The 21868-nt window shown below is 72.3% G+C and carries 21 protein-coding genes; 6 read left to right on the top strand and 15 right to left on the bottom strand.

Translation table 11 applies throughout. The features are described from left to right. Window positions 1-282 precede the first annotated feature (282 nt). The 6 genes from QJS33_RS10410 to QJS33_RS10385 all read right to left on the bottom strand — a co-directional run bounded on the left by QJS33_RS10410 (window position 283) and on the right by QJS33_RS10385 (window position 6707). Window positions 283-1428 (bottom strand): RNA polymerase sigma factor, encoded by a 1146-nt coding sequence (locus tag QJS33_RS10410; RefSeq protein WP_306367692.1) that lies wholly within the window; start codon window positions 1426-1428, stop codon window positions 283-285. A gap of 7 nt (window positions 1429-1435) precedes the next feature. Continuing rightward, window positions 1436-1843 carry a YciI family protein gene (locus QJS33_RS10405; RefSeq protein ID WP_306367691.1) on the bottom strand — a complete coding sequence of 136 codons (408 nt, stop codon included), beginning with the start codon at window positions 1841-1843 and terminating at the stop codon, window positions 1436-1438. A gap of 243 nt (window positions 1844-2086) precedes the next feature. Then, a complete protein-coding gene (locus QJS33_RS10400) occupies window positions 2087-3484 on the bottom strand; it encodes a dihydrolipoamide acetyltransferase family protein (protein WP_306367690.1) in 1398 nt (465 codons plus the stop codon). Window positions 3485-3498: 14 nt separating this feature from the next. Beyond that, a complete protein-coding gene (locus tag QJS33_RS10395; RefSeq protein WP_306367689.1) occupies window positions 3499-4476 on the bottom strand; it encodes an alpha-ketoacid dehydrogenase subunit beta in 978 nt (325 codons plus the stop codon). A gap of 3 nt (window positions 4477-4479) precedes the next feature. Then, on the bottom strand, window positions 4480-5586 hold the full coding sequence (gene pdhA, locus QJS33_RS10390) for a pyruvate dehydrogenase (acetyl-transferring) E1 component subunit alpha (RefSeq protein ID WP_306367688.1): 1107 nt from the start codon (window positions 5584-5586) through the stop codon (window positions 4480-4482). A gap of 515 nt (window positions 5587-6101) precedes the next feature. Next, window positions 6102-6707: a sigma-70 family RNA polymerase sigma factor gene (locus QJS33_RS10385; RefSeq protein ID WP_306367714.1), complete on the bottom strand. Its 606-nt coding sequence runs from the start codon at window positions 6705-6707 to the stop codon at window positions 6102-6104. A gap of 378 nt (window positions 6708-7085) precedes the next feature. On the opposite strand from QJS33_RS10385, the gene purS reads away from it, so the two are divergent. The 5 genes from purS (at window position 7086) to purL (ending at window position 11963) form a co-directional block, all read left to right on the top strand. Further along, window positions 7086-7331 carry a phosphoribosylformylglycinamidine synthase subunit PurS gene (purS, locus tag QJS33_RS10380; protein ID WP_220564319.1) on the top strand — a complete coding sequence of 82 codons (246 nt, stop codon included), beginning with the start codon at window positions 7086-7088 and terminating at the stop codon, window positions 7329-7331. Window positions 7332-7547: 216 nt separating this feature from the next. Continuing rightward, complete coding sequence (locus QJS33_RS10375) at window positions 7548-8042, top strand: ATP-binding protein (RefSeq protein ID WP_306367687.1); 495 nt, start codon at window positions 7548-7550, stop codon at window positions 8040-8042. A 287-nt stretch (window positions 8043-8329) separates the two neighbouring features. After that, on the top strand, window positions 8330-9025 hold the full coding sequence (gene purQ / locus QJS33_RS10370) for a phosphoribosylformylglycinamidine synthase subunit PurQ (protein ID WP_306367686.1): 696 nt from the start codon (window positions 8330-8332) through the stop codon (window positions 9023-9025). A gap of 46 nt (window positions 9026-9071) precedes the next feature. Beyond that, window positions 9072-9590, top strand: coding sequence for a hypothetical protein (locus QJS33_RS10365; protein ID WP_306367685.1), 519 nt, complete (start codon window positions 9072-9074; stop codon window positions 9588-9590). A 78-nt stretch (window positions 9591-9668) separates the two neighbouring features. After that, window positions 9669-11963, top strand: a complete 2295-nt coding sequence (gene purL / locus QJS33_RS10360; RefSeq protein WP_306367684.1) for a phosphoribosylformylglycinamidine synthase subunit PurL — start codon at window positions 9669-9671, stop codon at window positions 11961-11963. A 61-nt stretch (window positions 11964-12024) separates the two neighbouring features. Here purL and QJS33_RS10355 read toward each other — a convergent pair whose 3' ends face one another. After that, entirely contained in the window at window positions 12025-12438 is a 414-nt protein-coding gene (locus tag QJS33_RS10355) for a type II toxin-antitoxin system VapC family toxin (RefSeq protein ID WP_306367683.1), read from the bottom strand. Further along, window positions 12435-12752: a type II toxin-antitoxin system Phd/YefM family antitoxin gene (locus QJS33_RS10350; RefSeq protein ID WP_306367682.1), complete on the bottom strand. Its 318-nt coding sequence runs from the start codon at window positions 12750-12752 to the stop codon at window positions 12435-12437. Before QJS33_RS10350 ends, QJS33_RS10355 begins: the two co-directional genes overlap by 4 nt. Window positions 12753-12911: 159 nt before the next feature. Here QJS33_RS10350 and QJS33_RS10345 point away from each other — a divergent pair, with 159 nt between their 5' ends. Continuing rightward, complete coding sequence (locus QJS33_RS10345; RefSeq protein ID WP_306367681.1) at window positions 12912-13166, top strand: hypothetical protein; 255 nt, start codon at window positions 12912-12914, stop codon at window positions 13164-13166. Here the strand turns inward: QJS33_RS10345 and QJS33_RS10340 are convergent, their stop codons facing one another. The 7 genes from QJS33_RS10340 to QJS33_RS10310 all read right to left on the bottom strand — a co-directional run bounded on the left by QJS33_RS10340 (window position 13167) and on the right by QJS33_RS10310 (window position 21857). After that, complete coding sequence (locus tag QJS33_RS10340) at window positions 13167-15104, bottom strand: endonuclease/exonuclease/phosphatase family protein (protein ID WP_306367680.1); 1938 nt, start codon at window positions 15102-15104, stop codon at window positions 13167-13169. It lies immediately after the preceding gene. 115 nt (window positions 15105-15219) lie between these two features. Continuing rightward, window positions 15220-15621 carry a hypothetical protein gene (locus tag QJS33_RS10335; protein WP_306367679.1) on the bottom strand — a complete coding sequence of 134 codons (402 nt, stop codon included), beginning with the start codon at window positions 15619-15621 and terminating at the stop codon, window positions 15220-15222. Further along, window positions 15618-15980: a hypothetical protein gene (locus QJS33_RS10330; protein WP_306367678.1), complete on the bottom strand. Its 363-nt coding sequence runs from the start codon at window positions 15978-15980 to the stop codon at window positions 15618-15620. Before QJS33_RS10330 ends, QJS33_RS10335 begins: the two co-directional genes overlap by 4 nt. Before the next feature lie 92 nt (window positions 15981-16072). Beyond that, complete coding sequence (locus QJS33_RS10325) at window positions 16073-17032, bottom strand: ABC transporter substrate-binding protein (protein ID WP_306367677.1); 960 nt, start codon at window positions 17030-17032, stop codon at window positions 16073-16075. Next, window positions 17025-19013, bottom strand: a complete 1989-nt coding sequence (locus tag QJS33_RS10320) for a proline/glycine betaine ABC transporter permease (RefSeq protein WP_306367676.1) — start codon at window positions 19011-19013, stop codon at window positions 17025-17027. The genes QJS33_RS10325 and QJS33_RS10320 overlap by 8 nt, the downstream gene beginning before the upstream one ends. Window position 19014: 1 nt before the next feature. After that, a complete protein-coding gene (locus tag QJS33_RS10315) occupies window positions 19015-20295 on the bottom strand; it encodes a glycine betaine/L-proline ABC transporter ATP-binding protein (protein ID WP_306367675.1) in 1281 nt (426 codons plus the stop codon). Further along, a complete protein-coding gene (locus QJS33_RS10310) occupies window positions 20292-21857 on the bottom strand; it encodes a GMC family oxidoreductase (RefSeq protein ID WP_306367674.1) in 1566 nt (521 codons plus the stop codon). The genes QJS33_RS10315 and QJS33_RS10310 overlap by 4 nt, the downstream gene beginning before the upstream one ends. Window positions 21858-21868: the final 11 nt, after the last annotated feature.

The following is a 21868-nucleotide window of genomic DNA, read 5'->3' as shown; positions in this document are numbered from 1 at the left end:
TCGCGCCGCCTGCGCCCGGACGGCCGAACCCGGGCGGGCCCCGCCGTACGACACCGCCGAGCCTGCGAGGCAATGCACAGCCGGGAGATGGCGCCCGTCCCGTTCCGGGCGGACTTGCGGACGCCTCGGAAACCGAAGGTGTCCGAGTCGACACGCCGGGGAACAATCAGGGGTAGTGGATCCGCCCCCCTCCCCCTTGGGGGGCGGGTCCCGCCTCGCGGGCGGGGCCGGTGCGCACGGCGTACCGGCCCCCTGCACGTCCCCGGCGACCCGCCCGGCCCGTCAGCGGCCCGGCCGGGTGTTGAGCCGGGCGGCCTGGCGTGTCAGGTGGTTCCGTTCTGCCAGGTCGGTCGCCTTCCGGGCCGCTTCGGCGTACAGCCGGGCCGCCGTCTCCGGGTCGCCGTCGCGTTCGTGGAGGTACGCCGCCACCGCGGTGTGGCGGGGCAGCGAGTCGTCCAGTTCCGCGAGTGCCGCCAGGCCGGCGCGCGGCCCGTCGGCCTCGCCGACGGCCACCGCCCGGTTGAGGCGGACGACCGGGCTGCCGGTCAGGCGCACGAGCTCGTCGTACCACTCGACGATCTGCACCCAGTCGGTCTCCGCGGCGGTGGGCGCGTCGGCGTGGAGCGCCGCGATGGCGGCCTGGGCCTGGAACTCGCCCGGCCGGTCGCGGGCCAGGGCCGCCTGGAGGACCTCCACCCCTTCGGCGATCAGCGCGGTGTCCCAGCGGCCGCGGTCCTGCTCGGCGAGCGGCACCAGGGCTCCGTCGGGGGCGGTCCGGGCGGCACGCCGGGCGTGGTGGAGCAGCATGAGCGCGAGCAGTCCCGACGCCTCCGGGTGGTCGACCGCGGCCGCGAGCCCCCGGGTGAGGCGGATGGCCTCCGCAGCGAGGTCGACGTCGCCGGAGTAGCCCTCGTTGAAGACCAGGTAGAGGACGCGCAGCACCGTGGCGACGTCGCCGGGCCGGTCGAACCGCACGCCGGAGACGGTGCGCTTGGCCCGGCTGATGCGCTGCGCCATGGTCGTCTCGGGCACCAGGTAGGCCCGGGCGATCTGGCGGGTGGTCAGCCCGCCGACGGCCCGCAGCGTGAGCGCGACGGCGGACGACGGCGTCAGCGACGGGTGGGCGCACAGAAAGTACAGCCAGAGCGTGTCGTCCACCGCGGACGCGGGCCCGGGCTCCGGTTCCCCGTCGACGAGGTCCTCCCGCCGCCGCCGGGCGGTGTCCGCGCGGGCCGCGTCCAGGAACCTGCGCCAGGCCACGGTGACCAGCCAGCCCTTCGGGTCCCGCGGCGGGTCGCCCGGCCAGACCCGGACCGCTTCGACCAGGGCGTCCTGCACGGCGTCCTCGGCCGCAGCGAAGTCGGCTCCGCGGCGGACGAGGATCCCGAGCACGCCCGGTGTGAGGCTCCGGAGCAGCGTCTCGTCCACTCGGGGGTCACTCCGTGATGGTGGGCGCCGCGCCCAGGAACGGGCGCAGTTCGAGCCACTCGTGGATCGGCCTCCCGCCCGCCCCGGGGGCGGCCGACAGTTCCCCGGCCAGCTCGACGGCACGTTCGTGGCTGTCGACGTCGATCACCATCCAGCCGGCGATGAGGTCCTTGGTCTCGGCGAACGGCCCGTCGGTGACCGGCGGCCGGCCCTCGCCGTCGTAGCGGACGAACGTGCCCTCGGGGGCGAGCGCCTGGCTGTCGACGAACTCCCCGGTCTCCTCCAGCCGGGCCGCGAAGTCGTTCATGTACCGCATGTGGGCCGAGATCTCCTCCGGCGTCCACCGGTCCATGGGCACGTCATTGACCGCCGCCGGCGCGCCGCGATAGTGCTTGAGCAACAGGTACTTGGCCATCGTCGTTCCCCTCGGTACGGTTGCGGCCCGCTTCCGGCCGCCTTCACCCCGGGGACGGAGCCCGTCGCGGATCCTCGACATCCCGCGCGGATCTTTTCCCGGATTCCCCGTACGGCCCCCGCCGGGCCCGGCAGGCCCCTCTCGCCCCGCCCCGGCGGGCACCCCGGAGACGTGTGCGGCCCCCGGGGTCTCCCCCGGGGGCCACGTCGCACCGTCAGCCCCGACGATGCGGTTCACAGGAGACTACCCCCAGGCGAGCGAGGTCAGCTCCGGGTCCTCCAGCGCGGCGCCGATGTCGCGCAGCACCTTCGAGCCGAGCTCCCCGTCGACCAGCCGGTGGTCGAAGGACAGCGACAGCGTCGTGACCTTGCGGATCTTCAGCTTGCCCTTGTGCACCCACGGCATGTCGCGGATCTGGCCGAAGGCGAGGATCGCCGCCTCCCCCGGGTTGAGGATCGGGGTGCCCGCGTCCACTCCGAACACGCCCACGTTGGTGATCGTGACCGTGCCGCCGGACATGTCCGCGGGGGTCACCTTGCCCGCGCGGGCGGTCTCGGTGAGTTCCTTGAGCGCGGCCGCCAGCTGCGGCAGCGTCTTGGCGCCGGCGTCCTTGATGTTGGGCACCACCAGGCCGCGTTCGGTGGCGGCCGCGATCCCCAGGTTCACGTAGTCCTTGACCACGATCTCCTGGTTCGCCTCGTCCCAGGACGCGTTGACGTCCGGGTTGCGCTTGATCGCCAGCAGCAGCGCCTTGGCGACCATGAGCAGCGGCGACACCCGCACACCCGCGAAGTCGGGGTGCTCGCGCAGGCGCGCGACCGCCTTCATGGTGCGGGTGACGTCCACCTGGAGGAACTCGGTGACGTGCGGTGCGGTGAACGCGCTGCCCACCATCGCCGCCGCGGTCGCCTTGCGCACGCCCTTGATGGGCACCCGCCGCTCCCGCGCGGACCGGTCGACCGTCCCCGCGGCCGCGGGGGCCGCCGGGGCCTCCTGGGGTGCGACGGCCGGTTCCGGGGCGGCCTGCCCGCCCTGGGCCGCGGCGTGGACGTCGTCGCGGGTGATGATCCCGCCCGCGCCGCTGGGGGCGACCGTCGCCAGGTTCACCCCCAGGTCCTTGGCGAGTTTGCGCACCGGCGGCTTGGCCAGCGGGCGCCCCTGCGCGGCCACGGGAGTGGGGGCCACCGCCACCGGCGGAGCCGGAGCGACGACCGGCCTGGCGGCCGGGGCCGGGGAGACCGGGCCGGAGGGCGCCGGGCGGCGGCGGGCGCGGCGCTGGGTGGCGGCGGCCTTCTCGCCGTAGCCCACCAGCGGCTTCTCCCGCTCCTCCGCGGCCGGAGCCGGGACCGGGGCGTCGTCCCCGCCGCCGGTGCCGTCGTCCACGGTGATGATCACCGTGCCGACGTCCACCGTCTGCCCCTCCTCGACCAGCAGTTCCTTGACCGTGCCCGCAAAGGGGCTCGGCAGCTCGACGACCGCCTTGGCCGTCTCGATCTCGCAGATGTTCTGGTTGACCTCGATCACGTCACCGGGTTTGACGAACCAGGTGAGGATCTCCGCGTCGACCAGGCCTTCGCCCACGTCGGGCAGTTTGAACGAGTGCACGCCGCCCACCGCGGGGGCGTTCTTCTGAATCGCCATGTGTCCCTGATCCCCTAGTACGCGAACGCCCGGTCGACCCCGTCCAGGACCCGGTCCAGGTCCGGCAGGTAGTACTCCTCCAGCCGCGACTGCGGGTAGGGGGTGTCGAACGCGGCGACCCGGATGACCGGGGACTCCAGGTGGTAGAAGCACTCCTCGGTGATCCGGGCGGCGATCTCCGCGCCCGGCCCGCCGGTGAGCGTGGCCTCGTGGGCGACCACCAGGCGCCCCGTCTTCTTCACGGACTCGACGATGGTCGGGTAGTCCACGGGGGACAGCGACCGCAGGTCGATGACCTCGATGGAGTGGTCGGTGTCGGCCTCGGCCGCCTGGAGGGCGGTCTTGACCATGGGCCCGTAGGCGAGCAGCGTGGCGTCGGTGCCGGGGCGGGCGACCCGGGCGGCGCCCATCGGGGTCGCCTCGGCGATGGACGCCTCGGTGTCCACCTCCGCCTTCTCGTAGTAGCGCCGCTTGGGCTCCAGGAAGATCACCGGGTCCTCGCTGCGGATCGCCTGCTGGATCATCCAGTAGGCGTCCACGGCGTTGGCGACGCTGATCACGCGCAGGCCCGCCGTGTGCAGGAAGTACGACTCGGGCGACTCGCTGTGGTGCTCCACGGCGCCGATACCGCCGCCGTAGGGGATGCGCATGACCACGGGCATGCTGAGCGTGCCGGCGGAGCGGCGGCGCATCTTGGCGAGCTGGGTGAAGGTCTGGTTGGCCGCCGGGAAGAAGAACCCGTCGAACTGGATCTCCACCACGGGCCGGTAGCCGCGCATCGCCATGCCGATGGCGGTGCCGACGATGCCGGACTCCGCGAGGGGGGTGTCGATGACCCGGTCGGCGCCGAAGTCCTTGTGCAGGCCGTCGGTCACCCGGAAGACACCGCCGAGCCGGCCGACGTCCTCGCCCATGACGAGGACCTTGGGGTCGTGCTCCATGGCGGCGCGCAGGCCGGCGTTGATGGCCTTGCCGATCGTGAGGTTGGTCATGGCCTATCGGACCCCTTCCGCCTCGAAGGAGGCCAGGTATTCGGCGTACTCCGCGCGCTGGCGGTCGATGTGGACGTTGGGTTCGGCGTACACCTCGTGGAAGATGTCCAGCGGCCCGGGGTCGGGCAGGTTCCGGCACTGCGTGCGGACCTTCTCGCCCAGGGCGTCGGCCTCGGCGTCGACCGAGGCGAAGAACCCCTCGTCGGCCAGGCCGTTGTTCTCCAGGTGGCGGCGCACCCGCAGGATCGGGTCCTTGGCCTTCCACTCCTCCAGCTCGGCCGCGTTGCGGTACCGGCTCGGGTCGTCGTTGGTGGTGTGGGCGCCCATCCGGTAGGTGAACGCCTCGACCAGGGTGGGGCCGTTGCCCTCGCGGGCGTTGTCCAGTGCGGCCCGGGTGACGGCGAGGACCGCCAGCACGTCGTTGCCGTCCACGCGCAGGCCGGGGAAGCCGAAGCCGGAGGCGCGCTTGTAGATGGGCACGCGGGCCTGGCGCTCCAGCGGCTCGGAGATGGCCCACTGGTTGTTCTGGCAGAAGAAGACCACGGGGGCGTTGTTCACCGAGGCGAAGTTGAACGCCTCGTTGGTGTCGCCCTGGCTGGTGGCCCCGTCGCCGAAGTAGGTGATGACGGCGGTGCCGTCCTCGCCGACGGCGCCGTCGCGCTGCACGCCCATGGCGTAGCCGGTGGCGTGCAGGGCCTGGCTGCCGATGACGATCGTGTAGAGGTGGAACCCGTGCTCGTGGGGGTCCCAGCCGCCGTTGGTGACGCCCCGGAACATACCGAGCAGTTCCTTGGGCTCCACGCCGCGGCACCAGGCGACGCCGTGCTCGCGGTAGGAGGGGAAGGCCATGTCGGTCCCGCGCAGGGCGCGGCCGGAGCCGATCTGCGCGGCCTCCTGGCCCAGCAGCGAGGCCCACAGGCCCAGCTCGCCCTGGCGCTGGAGGGAGACGGCCTCGCTGTCGAAGCGGCGCACCAGGACCAGGTCCCGGTACAGGTCGCGGATCTCGTCCGCGGTGATCTCCAGGGGGTAGTCGGGGTGCCCCGTCAGTTCCCCCTCCGGTGTCAGGAGCTGGATGAGCTCCGGTTCCTCGTGCACGGTGGTGTCCGACACGTCGCTCCTCGGTATTCGGGGCCGGTTTCGCGCGGGTGAGCGCTGATCGGCCGGATCGCCGCGCGCGCACCCGGGGTGATGGGTGTACGGCGGACCTCACCATATGGTGACAGAACTCACCCTGGCCAGCGCAAGACCCGGCCATCACCTTTTACGCCGCGAGTCCATGTTCCCCGATGCCGGAGCAGCGCGATTAGCAGGGCTTCCTAGCATGTACAAGGTCTTCCGACGACTTCGCCGCCGGGTCGCCGGGGTCCGGCCGCGGAGCGACGGGCGGCCGGGTCCGGCCACGGAGCGTGGCGGAGAGGTCGGTCCGAAACCCCCCGGGGGGCGGGGTCGCGGGCCCGGGCGCCGGACGGGGGCGGGGTTCCAGCCCTCCCGTGAGGTGCCGCTGAACGCCCCGGGTCCCCGCGGCGCGGCGGGGTTCTGGGGCTCCGGAGGAGATACCTCCGGGAAGAAGGACGTCGGCCGCCGGGCCGTCCGTTGCGGGCGGCGGCGGGCGGGCCGAAGCGGGACTAGCGGGCGGCGGGAACGCGCATGCCGCGTTCGCGCGCGTAGTCGGTCAGCATCTCGCGGAGCTGGCGCCGGGCGCGGTGCAGCCGGGACATCACGGTCCCCAGCGGGGTGCCCATGCGCTCGGCCACCTCCTTGTAGGCGTAGCCCTCGATGTCGACGAGGTAGATGACCTCCTGGAACTCCTCGGGCAGCCGTGCGAGCGCCTGCTTGATGTCGGAGTCGGGCAGGTGGTCCAGGACCTCGTTCTCGGCCGACCGCATGCCCGAGGAGGTGTGCGCCTCGGCGGCGGCGAGCTGCCAGTCCTTGATCTCGTCGGTGGTCTCCTGGCGCGGCTCGCGCTGCTTCTTGCGGTAGCTGTTGATGAAGGTGTTGGTCAAGATCCGGTAGAGCCAGGCACGCAGATTGGTGCCGGCGCGGAACTGGTGGAAATTGGCGAAGGCCTTGGCGAACGTTTCCTGAACGAGGTCTTCTGCGTCGGCCGGATTGCGGGTCATCCGCAGGGCCGTGGGGTAGAGCTGATCCGCGAACGGCGTGACGGCGGTGGCGAAGTCCAACGCCTCTTCCGGCTCCTGCCGGTCACTGTTCCGCGCGGCGATCGGTTCCATTTCGATAGTCGTCAAGATTCCCCCTCAGGACGACCGGACGATCACTTCCACCCTGTTAGACGCCACCTTGTGCTCCCAATGATGACATCAATCGTGGTGATCCGAGTCACGAACGTACCGAAACACTCGCTTGAGGGGTTCAGGATGCGGTAAAAACCCCCGTTTCCCCCTACCCCGCAGGCGGTCCCGGATATTCCCCGGCCGGACCCGGCCACACACCGGCCCGGGAGTGACGAAGGCCTCAACCGCACCGGCGCCCCCGCGTGTGCCGTACTCTGGCGTCGCCCGCTCCGAGCAGTACGGAGAGGCGTCCGCCCGGCCGGGGAGCCGGGAGGGGACGAAGAGGGCGGCACACCCATTTCTCTTGTGGAGGACCCTGTGGCCCGCGTCGTTGTTGACGTCATGCTCAAGCCCGAGATCCTGGACCCGCAGGGCCAGGCGATCGCCGGCGCCTGCTCGCGCCTGGGTTTCGAGGGGATCGAACAGGTCCGCCAGGGCAAGCGCTTCGAGGTCGAGGTCGAGGGCGAGGTCGACGAGGCCAAGCTGGCCGACGTCCGCCGCCTGGCCGAGACCCTGCTCGCCAACACCGTGATCGAGGACTTCCGGGTGCACGTGGCCTCCTGATCCGCCCGCCCCACCCGGCTCCGCAGCGGACGGTCGCGCCGGATTAACGGCCTTCGCCCAAAAGCGCGAGAAGTGCCCGCGGCGCCGGATGTGCAATGGAACGACCGGCGGTGTCCCATGAGGACGCCGCCGGTCGTTTTACGTCCGCCGCCCTCGGGAAGGTTCCTTGACGGGCCGGGCCCATGACCGACGACGGAGCACGAGAGGTGTTATTTCATGGACGCCGTCTTCTCGATCTCCCTTCCACGGCGGGCGTACACGGTCGCGGTCGTACGCGACATCCTCGGGACCCTCCTGTTCCGCGGCGGGCTGTGCCGGGGGTGCGTCGACGACTTCCTGCTGGCCGCCTCCGAGGCCTGCGCCAACGCGGTGGAACACGGCGGCCCCACCTCCGACTACCGGGTGGACGCCGAGATCGACCGGCAGTGGTGCGAGGTCCGCATCTCCCATACGGGGAGAGCGCCCGACCCCGAAGCGCTCGCCGCCCGCTTCACCTCGGAGCGCCCACCGCCCCTACCCGGACCGGATGCCGAATCGGGTAGGGGCATTCTGTTGATGCGCCGCCTCATGGACGAGGTGTCCTTCGAGGGGGAGCCGCGGATCACCGTGCTCCTGCGCAAACGCCGCACCACCTGCGACGAGGGCCCCGACGACGACACGGCCGGGAGCGTCCCGGCCCGGCTCGGCGCACTGGCCCTGGGCCGGGCCTGAGGGGTCCCGGGGCGGTCGGCGGCCACCGCCGCCGCCACTGTGTCGCACACCACGGCGGCTGTCGGGTCGTACACCCGTCGGCCCCTCCGAGCCGTTGGAATCGGGAGAATCGTACGAACGCGAGCCGCGGAACGGGGGTGAGCGTCGTACCCGAGCACAGGTGAGCGGGTACGCTGCCAAGTGCGGGCGCGGTACCCCCCTCGGGGTCGGACAGGCGCCGCCAGCCTCCTCGCCGAAACTCCCCGCAGCCGCGGGGAGGGACCCGACCAACGACTCGGAGTGTGCTCATGACAGCCCGTGTGGGCGTCGTCACCTTCCCCGGTTCCCTCGACGACAAGGACGCCGCGCGCGCCGTCGCGCTGGCGGGCGCCGAGCCCGTCGCCCTGTGGCACGCGGACGCCGACCTCAAGGGAGTCGACGCGGTCGTCCTTCCCGGCGGCTTCTCCTACGGCGACTACCTGCGCTGCGGCGCCATCGCCCGCTTCGCACCGCTGATGTCCGAGCTCGTCCCGGCCGCCCGGTCCGGGGCCCTGCCGGTCCTGGGCATCTGCAACGGCTTCCAGATCCTGTGCGAGAGCCACCTGCTGCCGGGCGCGCTCACCCGCAACTCCACGCTGCGCTTCGTCAACCGCGAGCAGCGGCTGCGGGTGGAGAACACCGCCACCGCCTGGACCGGCGACTACGCCGAGGGCCAGGAGATCCTGGTCGTCCTCAAGAGCGGCGAGGGCAGCTACGTCGCCGACGAGGCCACCCTCGACGCCCTGGAGGCCCAGAACCGGGTCGTGGTCCGGTACACGGGCTCCGACCCCAACGGCTCGCGCCGCGGCATCGCCGGGATCACCAACGAGCACGGCAACGTCGTCGGCCTCATGCCGCACCCGGAGCACGCCGTGGAGGCGCTGACCGGCCCCTCCACCGAGGGCCTGGGCTTCTTCACCTCGATCCTCGCCCACCTGGGCGCCAAGAGCCCGGCCGGCGTCTGAGCCCGGCCCGGTCCCACCGCACACCGACAAGGGGACGATCCTCGCGATGATGGCGCTCCTGCGCTCCCGGACCACGATGTACGTACTCGCCTCCGTCGTCGTCGTGGGCCTGGTGGTGTCGGCCGCCGTCGGCCTGTTCAACTCGCTGGGCTCCGTACCGCCCGGCGCGCAGCAGACCGGCCAGGAGGGCGGGGCCCCGCCCGCACAGGCGCCCGACGTGCCCGAGGTCTCGTCGCTCGGGGACCCGCCGCCCGGGCTGTCCTACACCTCCGACCCCGAGGACGGCGTGTACTGCCGGCAGGAGGGCTGCGCCCTGCTGGTCACCGTGCTCACCGAGGACGGTGAGATCACCGGGGACGCCCGGGCCACCGTCCGGGAGGTCTACGACCACCTGCTGGACCGGGACTGGAAGATCATGCTCCCCGAGGGCGCCGAGTCGCCCGAGGACGTGCCGCCGGAGCAGACCGTGCTGACCGACGAGACCGTCATGATCGCCGACTCCTCCACGGGCGCCGCCGGGGAGCCCGCGGTGCTGATGGTCCGCTACGCGGACCTCACCCGATGACCCCGCCCACGACCTTCCGCGCCGGTCGGCGGACGCCACGGCCCGGCTCACATCCGCACATCCCGAACGGAACCACGCATGTCTGAAGTACCTCGTCTCGACACCGTCGCCGTGGCGCAGAACAGCCCGGACACGCCTCAGCCGTACGCCGAACTGGGCATGGCGAAGGATGAGTACGAGCGGGTCCGCGAGATCCTGGGCCGCCGCCCCACCTCCGCCGAGCTGGCCATCTACTCGGTCATGTGGAGCGAGCACTGCTCCTACAAGTCGTCCAAGGTGCACCTGCGCCAGTTCGGCGAGAAGGCCCCCCAGAGCGACGCCCTGCTGGTCGGCATGGGCGAGAACGCCGGCGTGGTCGACGTCGGCGACGGCCGCGCGGTGACCTTCAAGATCGAGTCGCACAACCACCCCTCCTACGTGGAGCCGCACCAGGGCGCGGCCACCGGTGTGGGCGGCATCGTCCGCGACATCCTCACCATGGGCGCCCGCCCGGTGGCGGTCATGGACGCGCTGCGGTTCGGCCCGGCCGACGCCGACGACACCAAGCGGGTGCTGCCCGGCGTGGTCTCGGGCATCTCCTTCTACGGCAACTGCCTGGGCCTGCCCAACATCGGCGGCGAGATCGGCTTCGGCGCCGGGTACATCGGCAACCCGCTGGTCAACGCCCTGTGCGTGGGCGTGATGAAGCACGAGGACATCAAGCTGGCGCAGGCGCCCGGCCCCGGCAACAAGGTGGTGCTGTTCGGCTCCACCACCGGCCCCGACGGCATCGGCGGCGCGTCGGTGCTGGCCAGCGCCACCTTCGACGACGAGTCGCACGCCAAGCGGCCCAGCGTCCAGGTCGGCGACCCGTTCATGGAGAAGCTGCTCATCGAGTGCAGCCTGGAGCTGTTCGCCAAGGACCTGGTCGTGGGCATCCAGGACCTGGGCGCGGCGGGCGTCTCCTGCGCCACCACCGAGCTGGCGGCGGGCGGCACCGGCGGTATGAGCATCCGGCTGGACCGGGTGCCGCTGCGCGACCCGCGGCTCACTCCCGAGGAGATCCTCATGAGCGAGTCGCAGGAGCGCATGATGGCCATCGTCGAGCCGGCCAGGATGGACGAGTTCCTGGCCATCTGCGACAAGTGGCAGATCCTGGCCACCGAGATCGGCGAGGTCACCGACGTCACCGCCGAGGAGGCCGAGCGCGGCGGGCGCCTGGTCATGACCTGGCACGGGGAGACCGTGGTGGACATGCCGCCGCGGACCGCCTCCGACGAAGGCCCGGTCTACGAGCGCCCCTACGCCCGCCCGGAGTCGCAGGACGCGCTCCAGGCCGACGACGCCGCGGCGCTGCCCCGGCCCGCGACCGACGCGGAGCTGCGCGAGCAGCTGCTGCGGGTGCTCGGCGCGCCCGGTGTGGGCGACCCGACCTGGGTGACGCAGCAGTACGACTCCTACGTGCGCGGCGACACCGTGGTGTCGACCCCGCACGACGCCGGGATGATCCGCATCGCCGACGACTCGCACCGGGGCGTGGCGCTGTCCACCGACGGCAACGGCCGCTACACCCGCCTGGACCCGTACGCGGGCACCCAGCTGGCGTACGCGGAGGCGTACCGCAACGTGGCGGCGACCGGCGCCCGGCCGTTGGCGGTGACCAACTGCCTCAACTTCGGCTCGCCGGAGGACCCGGGCGTCATGTGGCAGTTCGCCGAGTCCACCCGGGGCCTGGCCGACGCGTGCAAGGCGCTGGGCACCCCGGTGACCGGCGGCAACGTGAGCTTCTACAACCAGACCGGCGACGTGGCGATCAACCCGACCCCGGTCATCGGCGTGCTGGGCGTCATCGACGACGTGCGGACCCGCCTGAAGACGGCGTTCGGCTCCGAGGGGGCGCGGGTGTTCCTGCTCGGCGAGACCCGGCCGGAGTTCGGCGGCTCGGCGTGGGCCGACACGGTCCACGGCCACCTGGGCGGGCTGCCGCCGCGGGTGGACCTGACCGCCGAGGCGGCGCTGGGCGAGGTGCTGGCCGAGGCCGCAGAGCGCGGGCTGGCCGAGGCCGCCCACGACCTGTCCGACGGCGGGCTGGGCGTGGCCCTGGCCGAGTCGGCGCTGCGCGGCGGCACGGGCGTGCGGGTGACGGTGTCCGAGGACGTGTTCACCGCCCTGTTCAGCGAGTCCGGCGCCCGCGCGGTCGTGGCGGTGGCCCCGGGCGACGAGGAGGAGTTCGTGGCGCTGGCGGCCCGGCACGGGGTCCCGGTGGAGCAGATCGGCACCGTGGGCGGCGACGCCCTGGTGGTGTCGCACGCGGGCGGCGCCGTGGAGGTCCCGCTGGCCGAGCTGCGCGAGGCCTACGAGTCCACCCTCCCGGCCCTGCTCGGCGACCTGTAGGACCGGCTTCACCCGCGGGGGCGGGGCACCGCGACGGTGTCCCGCCCCCGCGGTGCTCCGATCATCTCGGCTCGGGGGAGACGACGGGGAGGCCTTCGGCCTCCGCCGCCTTCGCCAGCCTCACGTCGTACGTGACGAAGCCGATCAGGGCCGTGCCGAGTCCCAGGGCACAGGCCACGTGCAACGCGTCGAGGGATCGCAGGCGGGTGCCCGGTGACAGTTCGCCCGCGGCGTCGAACACTTCGGCGGGCATGCGCAGCTGGGCCGTCCTGTTCGACCACTCGGCGGCCCTCTTCAGGGTCTCGGGCCGCGCGCCCGCCGCGTGCAGAGCCCGGCGGAGCTCCGTACGGGTCAGGTAGGAGGTGATCTGGCGAGCGTCGGCGCGGTCGTTCAACCAGCGTTCCAGAGCCTCCGACTCGACCTCTTCCTTGAAGAGCTTGAGCGCGGCGCACGTGTCCAAGTAGACGAACCTCACCGCTCCTCTTCCTCACGTAGTTCCAGCAAGGCGTCGGACGCGGGGCGGGTACCGGCCGGGGAGGGCTCCCTGGGCATTCCGGCGGCCTCTCCCGCCGTGGGCAGCGACTCCAGGTCACGGAGGTCGATGAGCCCGTTGTTCACCGCCCTGGTCAGTGCTTCCTCGGCCGGGTCCGGCGGCACGAGGCGGCCGACGATCTCTCCGTGTCTGGTGATCAGGAAATGCTCGCCTCTGCGCGCGCGGTCGATGACTTCGGCCGTGTTCCGCTGCAGTTCGCGGATGGTGATCTGGTGTTCCATGAGCAGCATCTCCATACGGTGCAGCGTAGAGCCGAAGGCGGCTCCTTGTCTGACATTCTCCCCGATCGGCAGGCGGACACTCCATTCGCCGGACATCTCGGCTCGGCGTTGGGCGGGGGGCGGGTGCGGGGGCGGCGGGGGTAGGGGTAGTGGTAGGGACCGGAGGTGGTCGCGATGGGTCGGGAGAAGCTGCGGCGGGGCCGGTTGAAGGGACCGCTGGGCAGCCCGGAGCGCCCGGCGAGCGCGCTGGGGTTCCGACTGGTGCTGGCGGTGTTCGGGGGTCTGGTGCTGGCGGCGGGCACGGCGGCGGCGGTGGTCATGGCGGCGCCCGCGTGGCTGGTGGTGGCGCTGGCCGCCGGGTTCGCGGCGTCCTGCGTGAACGTGTACTGGGTGGCCCGGCGGCTGCGGTACGAGCGCCCCGGCCGCTGATCACTCCGGGGCGAGGTCGACCGAGATCATCCGGTGGTCGGAGTACGGCACGTCCGGGTTGCCGGGGTTCGCCGCGGTGAACTCCTCGGTGACGAGGATGTGGTCGATCTCCTGGGGCTCCCCCGCCCGGCTCGGGATCGTGTTGAACGGCCGCTCGAAGGGGTCGTGCAGCCCCGCGTCGGTCAGGATCGACCACGCCGGGTCGTCCGGCTCGATGTTGAGGTCGCCGGCCAGCACGACCGGCCGCCCCTCGGACCGGGCCCCCTCGACGATGGCCGCCAGGTCCCGCAGCTGGGCACGGGCGCTCTCCGCGGTGAAGTCGTAGGTCCGGGGCTGCACGTGGGTGGCGACGACGCTGACCTCGGTGCCGTCGTCCCAGCGCACGACGGCCTCCAGCGCCTGGGCCCCGGTCGGCCCGCTGGGGGTGAGCGTGTGCCCGCGCACCTCGGTGACCTCGCGGGAGGTGAGCAGGGCGTCGCCCCACAGCGGCCCGTCGGCGGGCGCCCAGTAGGCCGCCATGCCGAGCTGCTCCGCGGTGAGGGACAGCGCGTCGTGGCCGCCGTTGAGCAGCCACCCGCGGTCGACCTCGCTGAGCACGACGATGTCGGGCATGTCCTGGTTCAGCAGCGCGATCTGCTCGTGCAGGGCGTAGCGCCCGTCCATGTCGAAGCCCATCCGCACGTTGTAGGCGGCCAGCCGCAGCCCCGACACGGGTTCGTGCGCCTGTTCCGCCCCGCCGCGGAAGGACGTGTGCCAGGACGGCACCGCGACGGTCAGGACCAGGACCAGCGCGGCCGCCCCGGCGGTCAGCCAGGGGCGCCCGGCGCGGGACGGGACGGGACCGCGGCCGCTCATCGCGATCGCGAGGGGCACCAGGGCCAGGAACGGCACCGCTGTGTTGTCGTAGTACAGGTCGTAGGCGGCGTAGAACCCGAAGACCGCGACCGCCAGCAGGAACAGCCCGCCGGACGCCGCCCACCCGGTGGCCGCGCGCGTCGGCCGGCCGGTGCGGTGGACCGCCCACCCGGCGCAGCCCGCCAGGGCGAGCTGGCCGATCGGCAGGGCGGCCAGCGCCCAGCCGGGCCACACCCCGGGGACCCCGCCGAGCTCGGTGGGCGAGACCGCCAGCACGGTGAGCGCCCCGGCCAGGAGGACGAACGGGACCGCCGGGTGCCCGGTGGACCAGCGCGGGTCGGCCGCGACCATGACGGACAGGACCGCGGTGGTGGCGACCAGCGCGGCGGCGACCGGCGTCTCCCCGATGGCCTCGCCCACGGCCGGGTTGGCGGTGTACAGCCCGGAGAGGAACAGCAGCGGGCCCAGGGCGAGCCAGGCCCGGGCGGGTGCGGGCCGGGGTTCGCTGTGGCCCGACCCGTACCGGTACGCCCCGGCGGCGGCCCACGCGAACAGGGCGACCTCGACGGCCACCCCGGCCCAGGGCCAGAGGTCGTCACGCCAGGCGAGGTCGACGGTGTTGAGCAGGGTGTGGATCACCGCGGTGGCGGCGACGCCGGTGACGACGCCGACCATCACCCCGTGCCCGGTGGCGCGGGGCCGGTCGACGGTGGTCATGGCGGAGGCGGTCAGCCAGACCGCCCCGGTGCCCACCAGGAACGACGCCAGGTACAGCTGGGGAGCGCCGCCGTCGGTCGCCTGCAAGGCCAGGCGGCCGAGGGCGAGCACGGCGCCCGCGGCCAGCGCGGTGCGCCCGGGGTCCAGGCGCCGGGCCGCGGCGACGAAGGGGACGGGGGCCAGGAACCAGGCGAGGGCGTACAGGCCCATCAGTTCGGCCGGGGTCTCCCCCGCCCGCCCGAAGAGGGTGGTGAGCGAGGGCAGGAACACCCGCAGGGCGTCCAGGAACAGCACCGTTCCCACCGCGACGGCGAATCGGTCCCAGCGCATGGTCCTCCAGGGGTCGGTGCCCGCACCAGCGAACATGAATGATTCTCATGTCCTGTGCTCGCACGGGCAAGGGGCGCGAATACCCCGATTCCCCCGAAACCCCTCGTCATGCCTGCCGAGACCGGGCCGCGTCGCAACCGCGACCGATCTCTCACACCACGATCGTCGGCACCCGCCCTTGGACGGAGTCGGCGATCTTCCCGATGTCACCGGGGTCCGAGGTGACCACCGTCGCGTTCCTCTCCATCGCGAGCAGGACCACCACACCGTCGACCACGTCGCGTGTTCCCGCCACACCCAGCAGGGTTCCGAGGCGGAGTGCCATGGAGTGGTCGACCCCGACCACCTCACATGCCTTGACGATCCGTGCGACACCCGCCTGCCGGGCTCCGCCCCGCCAGATCCGGGCCAGCACGATGGAAGGGATCACCGGTTGCAGACCTCCGGCGTTGGCCTCGCGGCACAGGTACCACACCTGGCCGTGGGGATCGGCCTCGGCCGCGCGGAGCGCCCCCGCGTCCAGAACCAGGCTTTTGGGACGCAACACCTTCATGTGTCATCCCTTTTCATCCAGGACTCCGGAGGTTCGACGAACTCCGGCCGGTCGACCTCTGCGAGCCGGTCCAGATACGCCAGGGCCGCATCGTTCGCCCGGAGGTCCTCCGGGGGGGCGGGACGTCCGACGCCGGTCCTGTCCATCTCGGCCCGCGCCCGGGCCATGGCTTCGGGCCTGGGCTCCCCGTGCTCGGCGAAGTGCTCTTCGAGGGCGGCACGCCCCTCTTCCAGGTCGGCGACCTTTCTGGCCGCCCTGTCCAGCCATCTCGACAGCGGAATGCCGTCGCGCTCGGCCGCCCGCCGTGCGCGGGCGACCGTCTCGGACTCCAGGGACACGGAAAGCTTCTCAGCGGTCATGCGCCCAACGATACCCACCAGGTAGCACCACCGGTAGCACTTTTCGCCATCCGTGTCCCGGGCCGGGGCCGCTCCCCCGGCCCGGGAGGCGGTCACCGGTCCTCGAAGTCCTCCGGGATCCACGGCCGCCACACGTCCGGGTTGTCCCGGACCCAGACCTCGGCCGCCTCGGTGGGGTCCAGCCCCTCGTCGGCGATCATCCGGGCCACCTCGTTCTGGTCCGCGTTGGTCCACGTCCAGTTGTCGAGGAACCGGTACGCGGGGTCGTTCTCCTCCACGAACCCGGCCCGGAAGATCTTGTTCAGCTCATAGGCCGGGTAGTCGCAGGGCACCGAGTCCAGGTCGGCGTCGCAGCCCTCCTCGTAGGGCGGCAGGTCGATCTTGACCAGGTCCAGCTCCTCCTGGAGCCACTGCGGGTCGTAGAAGTAGAAGAGCACCGGCTCCTCGTCGGCGTACCGCCGCCGCACCTCGGTGATCTGCGCGGGCTCGGACCCGGCGAACACGATCTGGAGGTCCAGGTCGAAGGCGTTGATCATCCCCTGGTCCTGGGTGACGAACCCGGGGGCGCCGCCCAGGAACTCGCCCCGGTCACCGGTCTCGGCCGTCCGGAAGATGTCGGTGTTCTCCCGGAGCCCCTCCAGCGTGGTGATCTCCGGGTACTCCTCCACCACGTAGGCGGGCACGTACCAGCCGATCACGCCCTCGTTGCCGTTGGGGCCGCCGTCGACCACGGTGCCGTTGCCCCCGGGGCCGTACAGCTCCATGAGGTCCTCGTGGCCCCAGTTCTCCACGATGACGTCGATGACGCCCTGGTCGATGGCCTGCCAGGACGGCTGCTCGTCCACCCGGACCAGCTGCACCTGGTAGTCCATCTCCTCGCGGAGGATGTAGGCGAGCACCTCGGCGCTGGCCTCGTAGCCGACCCAGCCGTTGAGCGCCATGCGCACCGTGCCCGGGTCCCGGGCGACCTGGTCGGTACGCACCGCGCAGGAGGAGAGCAGGGCCGCCGCGGTCGCGGCCGCCAGGATCCTGATGAGAGGTCCCCTACGCACGCTGCACCTTCCTTCCCTGGGTGACCCGGTCCAGGAACAGGCCCAGGCACACGATGGCCAGACCCGAGGCCAGACCCAGCCCCAGCTCGTTCTGCGCCAGGCCGAACACCACGTCGAAGCCCAGCGATCCGGCGCCCACCAGGGCGCCCATGACCACCATGGACAGCACGAGGATGAGCCCCTGGTTGACGGCGAGCAGCAGCGAGCCGCGCGCCAGCGGCAGCTCGACCTTGGTCAGCAGCTGCCACCCGGTGGAGCCCTGGGACGTCGCCGCCTCCAGCGAGGCCGGGGACACGCCCCGGATGCCGTCGTTGACCAGGCGGATCACCGGCGGCAGCGCGAAGATGACCGCCGCCACCAGGGCGGGCACCCGCCCGATGCCGAACAGCGCCACCGCCGGGATGAGGTACACGAACGGCGGCAGGGTCTGCATGGCGTCCAGGACGGGCCGCAGGATCGCGGCGAACACGTCGCTGCGCGACATCAGCACCCCGACGACCACGCCCAGCGCGATGGTGATCACCGAGGCCACCAGCACCTGGGACAGCGTGTCCATGGCGTTGCCCCACACCCCGAGCAGGCCGACGGCCACGAACGACCCGGCGGAGACCAGCGCGGTGCGCCACCCCCCGAAGATCCAGCCCAGCGCGGTGGCGCACAGGATCACCAGCCACCAGGGCGAACCGCCCAGCAGCCCGCTGAGCGGCCCCAGCACCCAGTCCAGGGTCCAGGTGCCCAGCGCCGTGGTGAACGGGCCGATGGCCGTCTGGAGCCAGTCCTCGAAGGCGTTCACCGGATCGCTGATGTCGACGGAGAGGTCGCGCGGCCAGCCCTCCACCCCGATCAGGCGGCACACCGCCACGGTGGTGATGAGGATGATGAGGTCGGCCCCCAGCAGCGGCAGCCGGTACCGCTCGGGGACCCCGGCGGTGCCCCGCGAGCCGTGCCCGACGGCGCCGGTCACCCGGTCCATGGCGATGGCGAGCATGACGATCGCCAGCCCGGCCTGGAGCGCCTGCCCCACGTTGACCTTGGACAGGGCCTGGTAGATGGCGTCGCCCAGGCCGCCCGCGCCGATGACCGACGCGATGACGACCATGGACACGGCCAGCATGATGGTCTGGTTGACGCCCAGCAGGATGGTGCGCCGGGCACTGGGCAACTGCACCTTGGTGAGGATCTGCCAGGGTGTGGACCCCAGCGAGGTGGTCGCCTCGATGGCGCCCTGGGGCACCTCGCGGATGGCCAGCGCGGTGATGCGCACCGCGGGCGGGATCGCGTAGACCGCGGTGACCACGGCCGCCGCCGGGTCGCCGATGCCGAACAGCAGCACGAACGGCAGCAGGTACGCGAACGCCGGCATGATCTGCATGAAGTCCAGCACCGGCCGGATGGCGCGGTGGAAGCGGTCGCTGCGCCCGGCCAGGATGCCCAGCGGGATGCCGAACAGCAGGGCGATGGACACCGAGGTGATGATCAGCGCCAGCGTCCGCATCGACTCGTCCCACAGCCCGGTCAGGGCGAACACCCCGAAGGTGCCCAGGACCAGCAGCGCGACCCGCCACCCGGCCACCCGCCAGGCGATGACGGTGCCGAGCACGGTCACCCCGGGCCAGGCCAGGAACTCCAGGAACCGGTTGATCAGCACGACGGCCGACCCCAGCCCCACCGAGATGTAGTTGAAGAAGTACAGGAACAGCGGGCTGTCGTTGCGGTTGACGACGATCCAGGCGTAGATCCCGTCCAGCCACGCCATGAACCGTTCACCGGTGTCGGTCGGGAAGCCGGGTCCGCCGCCCCAGGCCAGGCGGGCCGCCCAGTGGCCCGCCACCAGGACGGCGAACACCACCAGCGCCCACAGCCACGGGGACCGCAGGACCGCGGCCGGGTCCCGGCGCGCTGCGGCCCGGGGTCGGCTCCCCTGTTCGCGGTACACCGGGTCGGACCCGCCGGGCCCCCCGGCCGGAGTCGTCACGGCCATGTCAGCCACCCGCCCCGGTCGGTGCGGGACCCCCGTGCCCCTCGGGGTCGGTCCCGGCCGACGCGGTCGTGGCCCCGCCCGGGTCGCCCTCCCCCGGCCGGTCGGGCCCCTCCGGACCGGTGTCGGCCGCCGGGTTGTCGGAACCGTGGTCGACGAGGTCCTCGGACAGCTCCCCCACCGTCTCCTCCTCGATGGCCGCGGCCACGGAGGCGTCGGCCAACTGGTCCTCGGCGATGGCGCGCAGCACGTCGTCGCGGCCCACGTAGCCGAGCAGCCGGCCGTTCTCCACCACCCGCACCGGGGCGGTGCTGGCGGCGAGCATCGGCAGCACCTCCGCCAGGACGGTGCCGGGTTCGGTCACCGGCCCGTCGGTGCTCTCCTCGGGGAAGGCGTCGCGCACCAGCCACCGGGCGGTGAGCACGGTGGTGCGGGCGACGTCGGAGGTGAAGTCGGCGACGTACGCGTCGGCCGGCCGCCCCACCACCTCCTCCGGGGTGCCCACCTGGACGAGTTCGCCGTCGCGCATGATGGCGATGCGGTCGCCCAGCTTGAGCGCCTCCTGGAGGTCGTGGGTGATGAACACCGAGGTCTTGGCCAGCTCGCGCTGGAGCCGGACGACCTCCTGCTGCATGTCGCGGCGGATGAGCGGGTCCAGTGCGCTGAACGGCTCGTCGAACAGCAGCACCTCGGGGTCCACGGCCAGCGCGCGGGCCAGGCCGACGCGCTGCTGCATGCCGCCGGACAGCTCGCCCGGCCGGGAGCCCTCATAACCCGACAGGCCGACCATCCCGATCATCTGCTCGGCCCGCTCGTAGCGTTCGGCGCGCGCCATGCCGCGCACCTCCAGGCCGTAGGCGACGTTGTCGATGATCTTGCGGTTGGGCAGCAGGCCGAAGTGCTGGAAGACCATGGCGATCTTGTGGCGGCGCAGCTCGCGCAGCCGCTGCGGGGTGGCCTCGCCGACGTCCTCCCCGTCGAGCAGCACCTGCCCGGAGGTGGGTTCGATCAGGCGGGTCAGGCAGCGGATGAGCGTGGACTTGCCCGAGCCGGACAGGCCCATGACCACGAAGATCTCACCCGGTCGGACGTCGAAGGAGACGTCGCGCACCGCGACGGTGCAGCCGGTCTCCTCCTTGATCCGGTCCCGGTCGGCCCGCTCCAGTTCGCCGCCGACGATGGTGTCGGCGTTCCTGCCGAAGATCTTCCACAGGTTGCGGACGGAGAAGGTGACGTCCTGCGGGCCGCCCGGCGAAGCGGCGGGTTCGGTCGTCGGGGCGCTCATCGGGCCTCCTCGCGGCGGTGGTCCTCGCGCACCAGGTCGGCGGCGCGTTCGCCCAGGGCCAGGACCATGACCATGGGATTGGGTGTGGGCAGGGTCGGGAAGACGGACGCGTCGGCGATCCGCAGCCCGCGCAGGCCCCGGACCCGCAGCCGCGGGTCGACCACGGCCAGCGGATCGTCGGCGGCGCCCATCCGGCAGGTGCCCGCCGGGTGGTAGACGGTGTGGGCGGCGCGGCGGCCGTACTCCGACAGCTCCTCGTCGGTCCGCACCCCGGGGCCGGGAGCCACCTCGGCCTCGATCCAGGATCGGAACGGCTCGGCCTCGGCGACCTGCCGGGCGATCTTGAGGCCGTCGACGATGGTCTGCTCGTCGTAGCCGTCGGGGTCGGTGAAGTACCGGAAGTCCAGGGCGGGCTTGTCCTTGGGATCCGCGCTGGTCAGGTAGAGCCGGCCGCGCGAGCGCGAGCGCGGGATGTTCGGGGTCATGCAGACCGCGTAGCCGTCGGGCGGGGAGGTGTAGCCCAGCCGCTTCGTGTTGTCGTCGAAGGGGATCTGGTAGATGTGGAACATCAGGTCCGGGCGCGGGTCGGAGTCGTCGCGCCGGACGAACAGCGCGGCGTCGGAGTCCATCACCGTGTTCTGCGGGACCGGCCTGCTCGTCTTCCACATGATGATCGACTCGGGGTGGTCGAGCAGGTTCTCGCCCACGCCCGGCAGGTCGTGGCGGGGCTCCACCCCGACCTCGCGCAGGTGCCCGGCGTCGCCGATGCCCGAGAGCAGCAGCAGCCGCGGCGTGTCGACGGCTCCCGCGCTGAGGATCACCTCGCGCCGCGCCGACACCGAGATGCGGCGCCCGTCCCTATCCGTCGCCTCCACCCCGGTGGCGCGGTCCCCGTCCAGGACGACCCGGTCCACCCAGGTCTCCAACAGGACGGTGAGGTTGTCGCGCACGTCCATGATCGGGTGCAGGTAGGCGACCGACGCCGAGGAGCGGTACCCGGTGTAGGGGTCGTAGGCGATGGACAGGAACCCGGCGCCCTCGGCGAACCCGCCGCCGTGCGAGGTCAGGGCGTTGAAGTCCTCGACGACCGGGACGCCGGTGGCCTTGGCCGCGGACTCCACCCAGTCGCGGACCATGGTGTTGCGGTCCTTGTCGGCGACCGGGACGATGTTGCACTTGATCCGGTCGGCGTAGGACTGCACGGTGGCGTTGTCCCAGCCCTCGGCCCCGGCGGCCACCCAGTCGTCGAGGTCCTCGGCGAAGGGCCGGAAGCTGATGAGCGTGTTGTGGGAGGAGCAACCGCCCAGCACGCGGGCCCGCGAGTGCAGGATGTGCGAGTTGCCGCGCGGCTGCTCGGTGGTCGTGTACTTGAGGTCGAGGTCGCCGTCGAGGACGCTCAACCAGTCGCGCAGGCGGAGCACGTGCTCCAGGTCCCGGTCGTCGGGTCCGCCCTCGATGAGGCAGACGGTGGTGTCGGGGTCCTCGGTGAGGCGGTCGGCGAGCACCGACCCCGCGGTGCCACCGCCGACGATCACGTAGTCGTAGGTGCGGTCGTGGGACACGGCCTGATTCC

It is taken from the genome of Nocardiopsis sp. CC223A (assembly GCF_030766825.1).
In the GTDB taxonomy this organism is placed as follows: domain Bacteria; phylum Actinomycetota; class Actinomycetes; order Streptosporangiales; family Streptosporangiaceae; genus Nocardiopsis.
The sequence above is the reverse complement of the archived record's forward strand: the minus strand, read 5'-3'. Positions and strand labels throughout refer to the sequence as shown.

Coding starts and splice junctions, on each gene's coding strand:
- QJS33_RS10405 (WP_306367691.1), bottom strand. CDS start 1,843: ATGGCCAAGTACCTGTTGCTCAAGCACTATCGCGGCGCGCCGGCGGCG.
- QJS33_RS10400 (WP_306367690.1), bottom strand. CDS start 3,484: ATGGCGATTCAGAAGAACGCCCCCGCGGTGGGCGGCGTGCACTCGTTC.
- QJS33_RS10395 (WP_306367689.1), bottom strand. CDS start 4,476: ATGACCAACCTCACGATCGGCAAGGCCATCAACGCCGGCCTGCGCGCC.
- QJS33_RS10385 (WP_306367714.1), bottom strand. CDS start 6,707: ATGGAACCGATCGCCGCGCGGAACAGTGACCGGCAGGAGCCGGAAGAG.
- QJS33_RS10375 (WP_306367687.1), top strand. CDS start 7,548: ATGGACGCCGTCTTCTCGATCTCCCTTCCACGGCGGGCGTACACGGTC.
- purQ (WP_306367686.1), top strand. CDS start 8,330: ATGACAGCCCGTGTGGGCGTCGTCACCTTCCCCGGTTCCCTCGACGAC.
- QJS33_RS10365 (WP_306367685.1), top strand. CDS start 9,072: ATGATGGCGCTCCTGCGCTCCCGGACCACGATGTACGTACTCGCCTCC.
- purL (WP_306367684.1), top strand. CDS start 9,669: ATGTCTGAAGTACCTCGTCTCGACACCGTCGCCGTGGCGCAGAACAGC.
- QJS33_RS10350 (WP_306367682.1), bottom strand. CDS start 12,752: ATGGAGATGCTGCTCATGGAACACCAGATCACCATCCGCGAACTGCAG.
- QJS33_RS10345 (WP_306367681.1), top strand. CDS start 12,912: ATGGGTCGGGAGAAGCTGCGGCGGGGCCGGTTGAAGGGACCGCTGGGC.
- QJS33_RS10340 (WP_306367680.1), bottom strand. CDS start 15,104: ATGTTCGCTGGTGCGGGCACCGACCCCTGGAGGACCATGCGCTGGGAC.
- QJS33_RS10335 (WP_306367679.1), bottom strand. CDS start 15,621: ATGAAGGTGTTGCGTCCCAAAAGCCTGGTTCTGGACGCGGGGGCGCTC.
- QJS33_RS10330 (WP_306367678.1), bottom strand. CDS start 15,980: ATGACCGCTGAGAAGCTTTCCGTGTCCCTGGAGTCCGAGACGGTCGCC.
- QJS33_RS10320 (WP_306367676.1), bottom strand. CDS start 19,013: ATGGCCGTGACGACTCCGGCCGGGGGGCCCGGCGGGTCCGACCCGGTG.
- QJS33_RS10315 (WP_306367675.1), bottom strand. CDS start 20,295: ATGAGCGCCCCGACGACCGAACCCGCCGCTTCGCCGGGCGGCCCGCAG.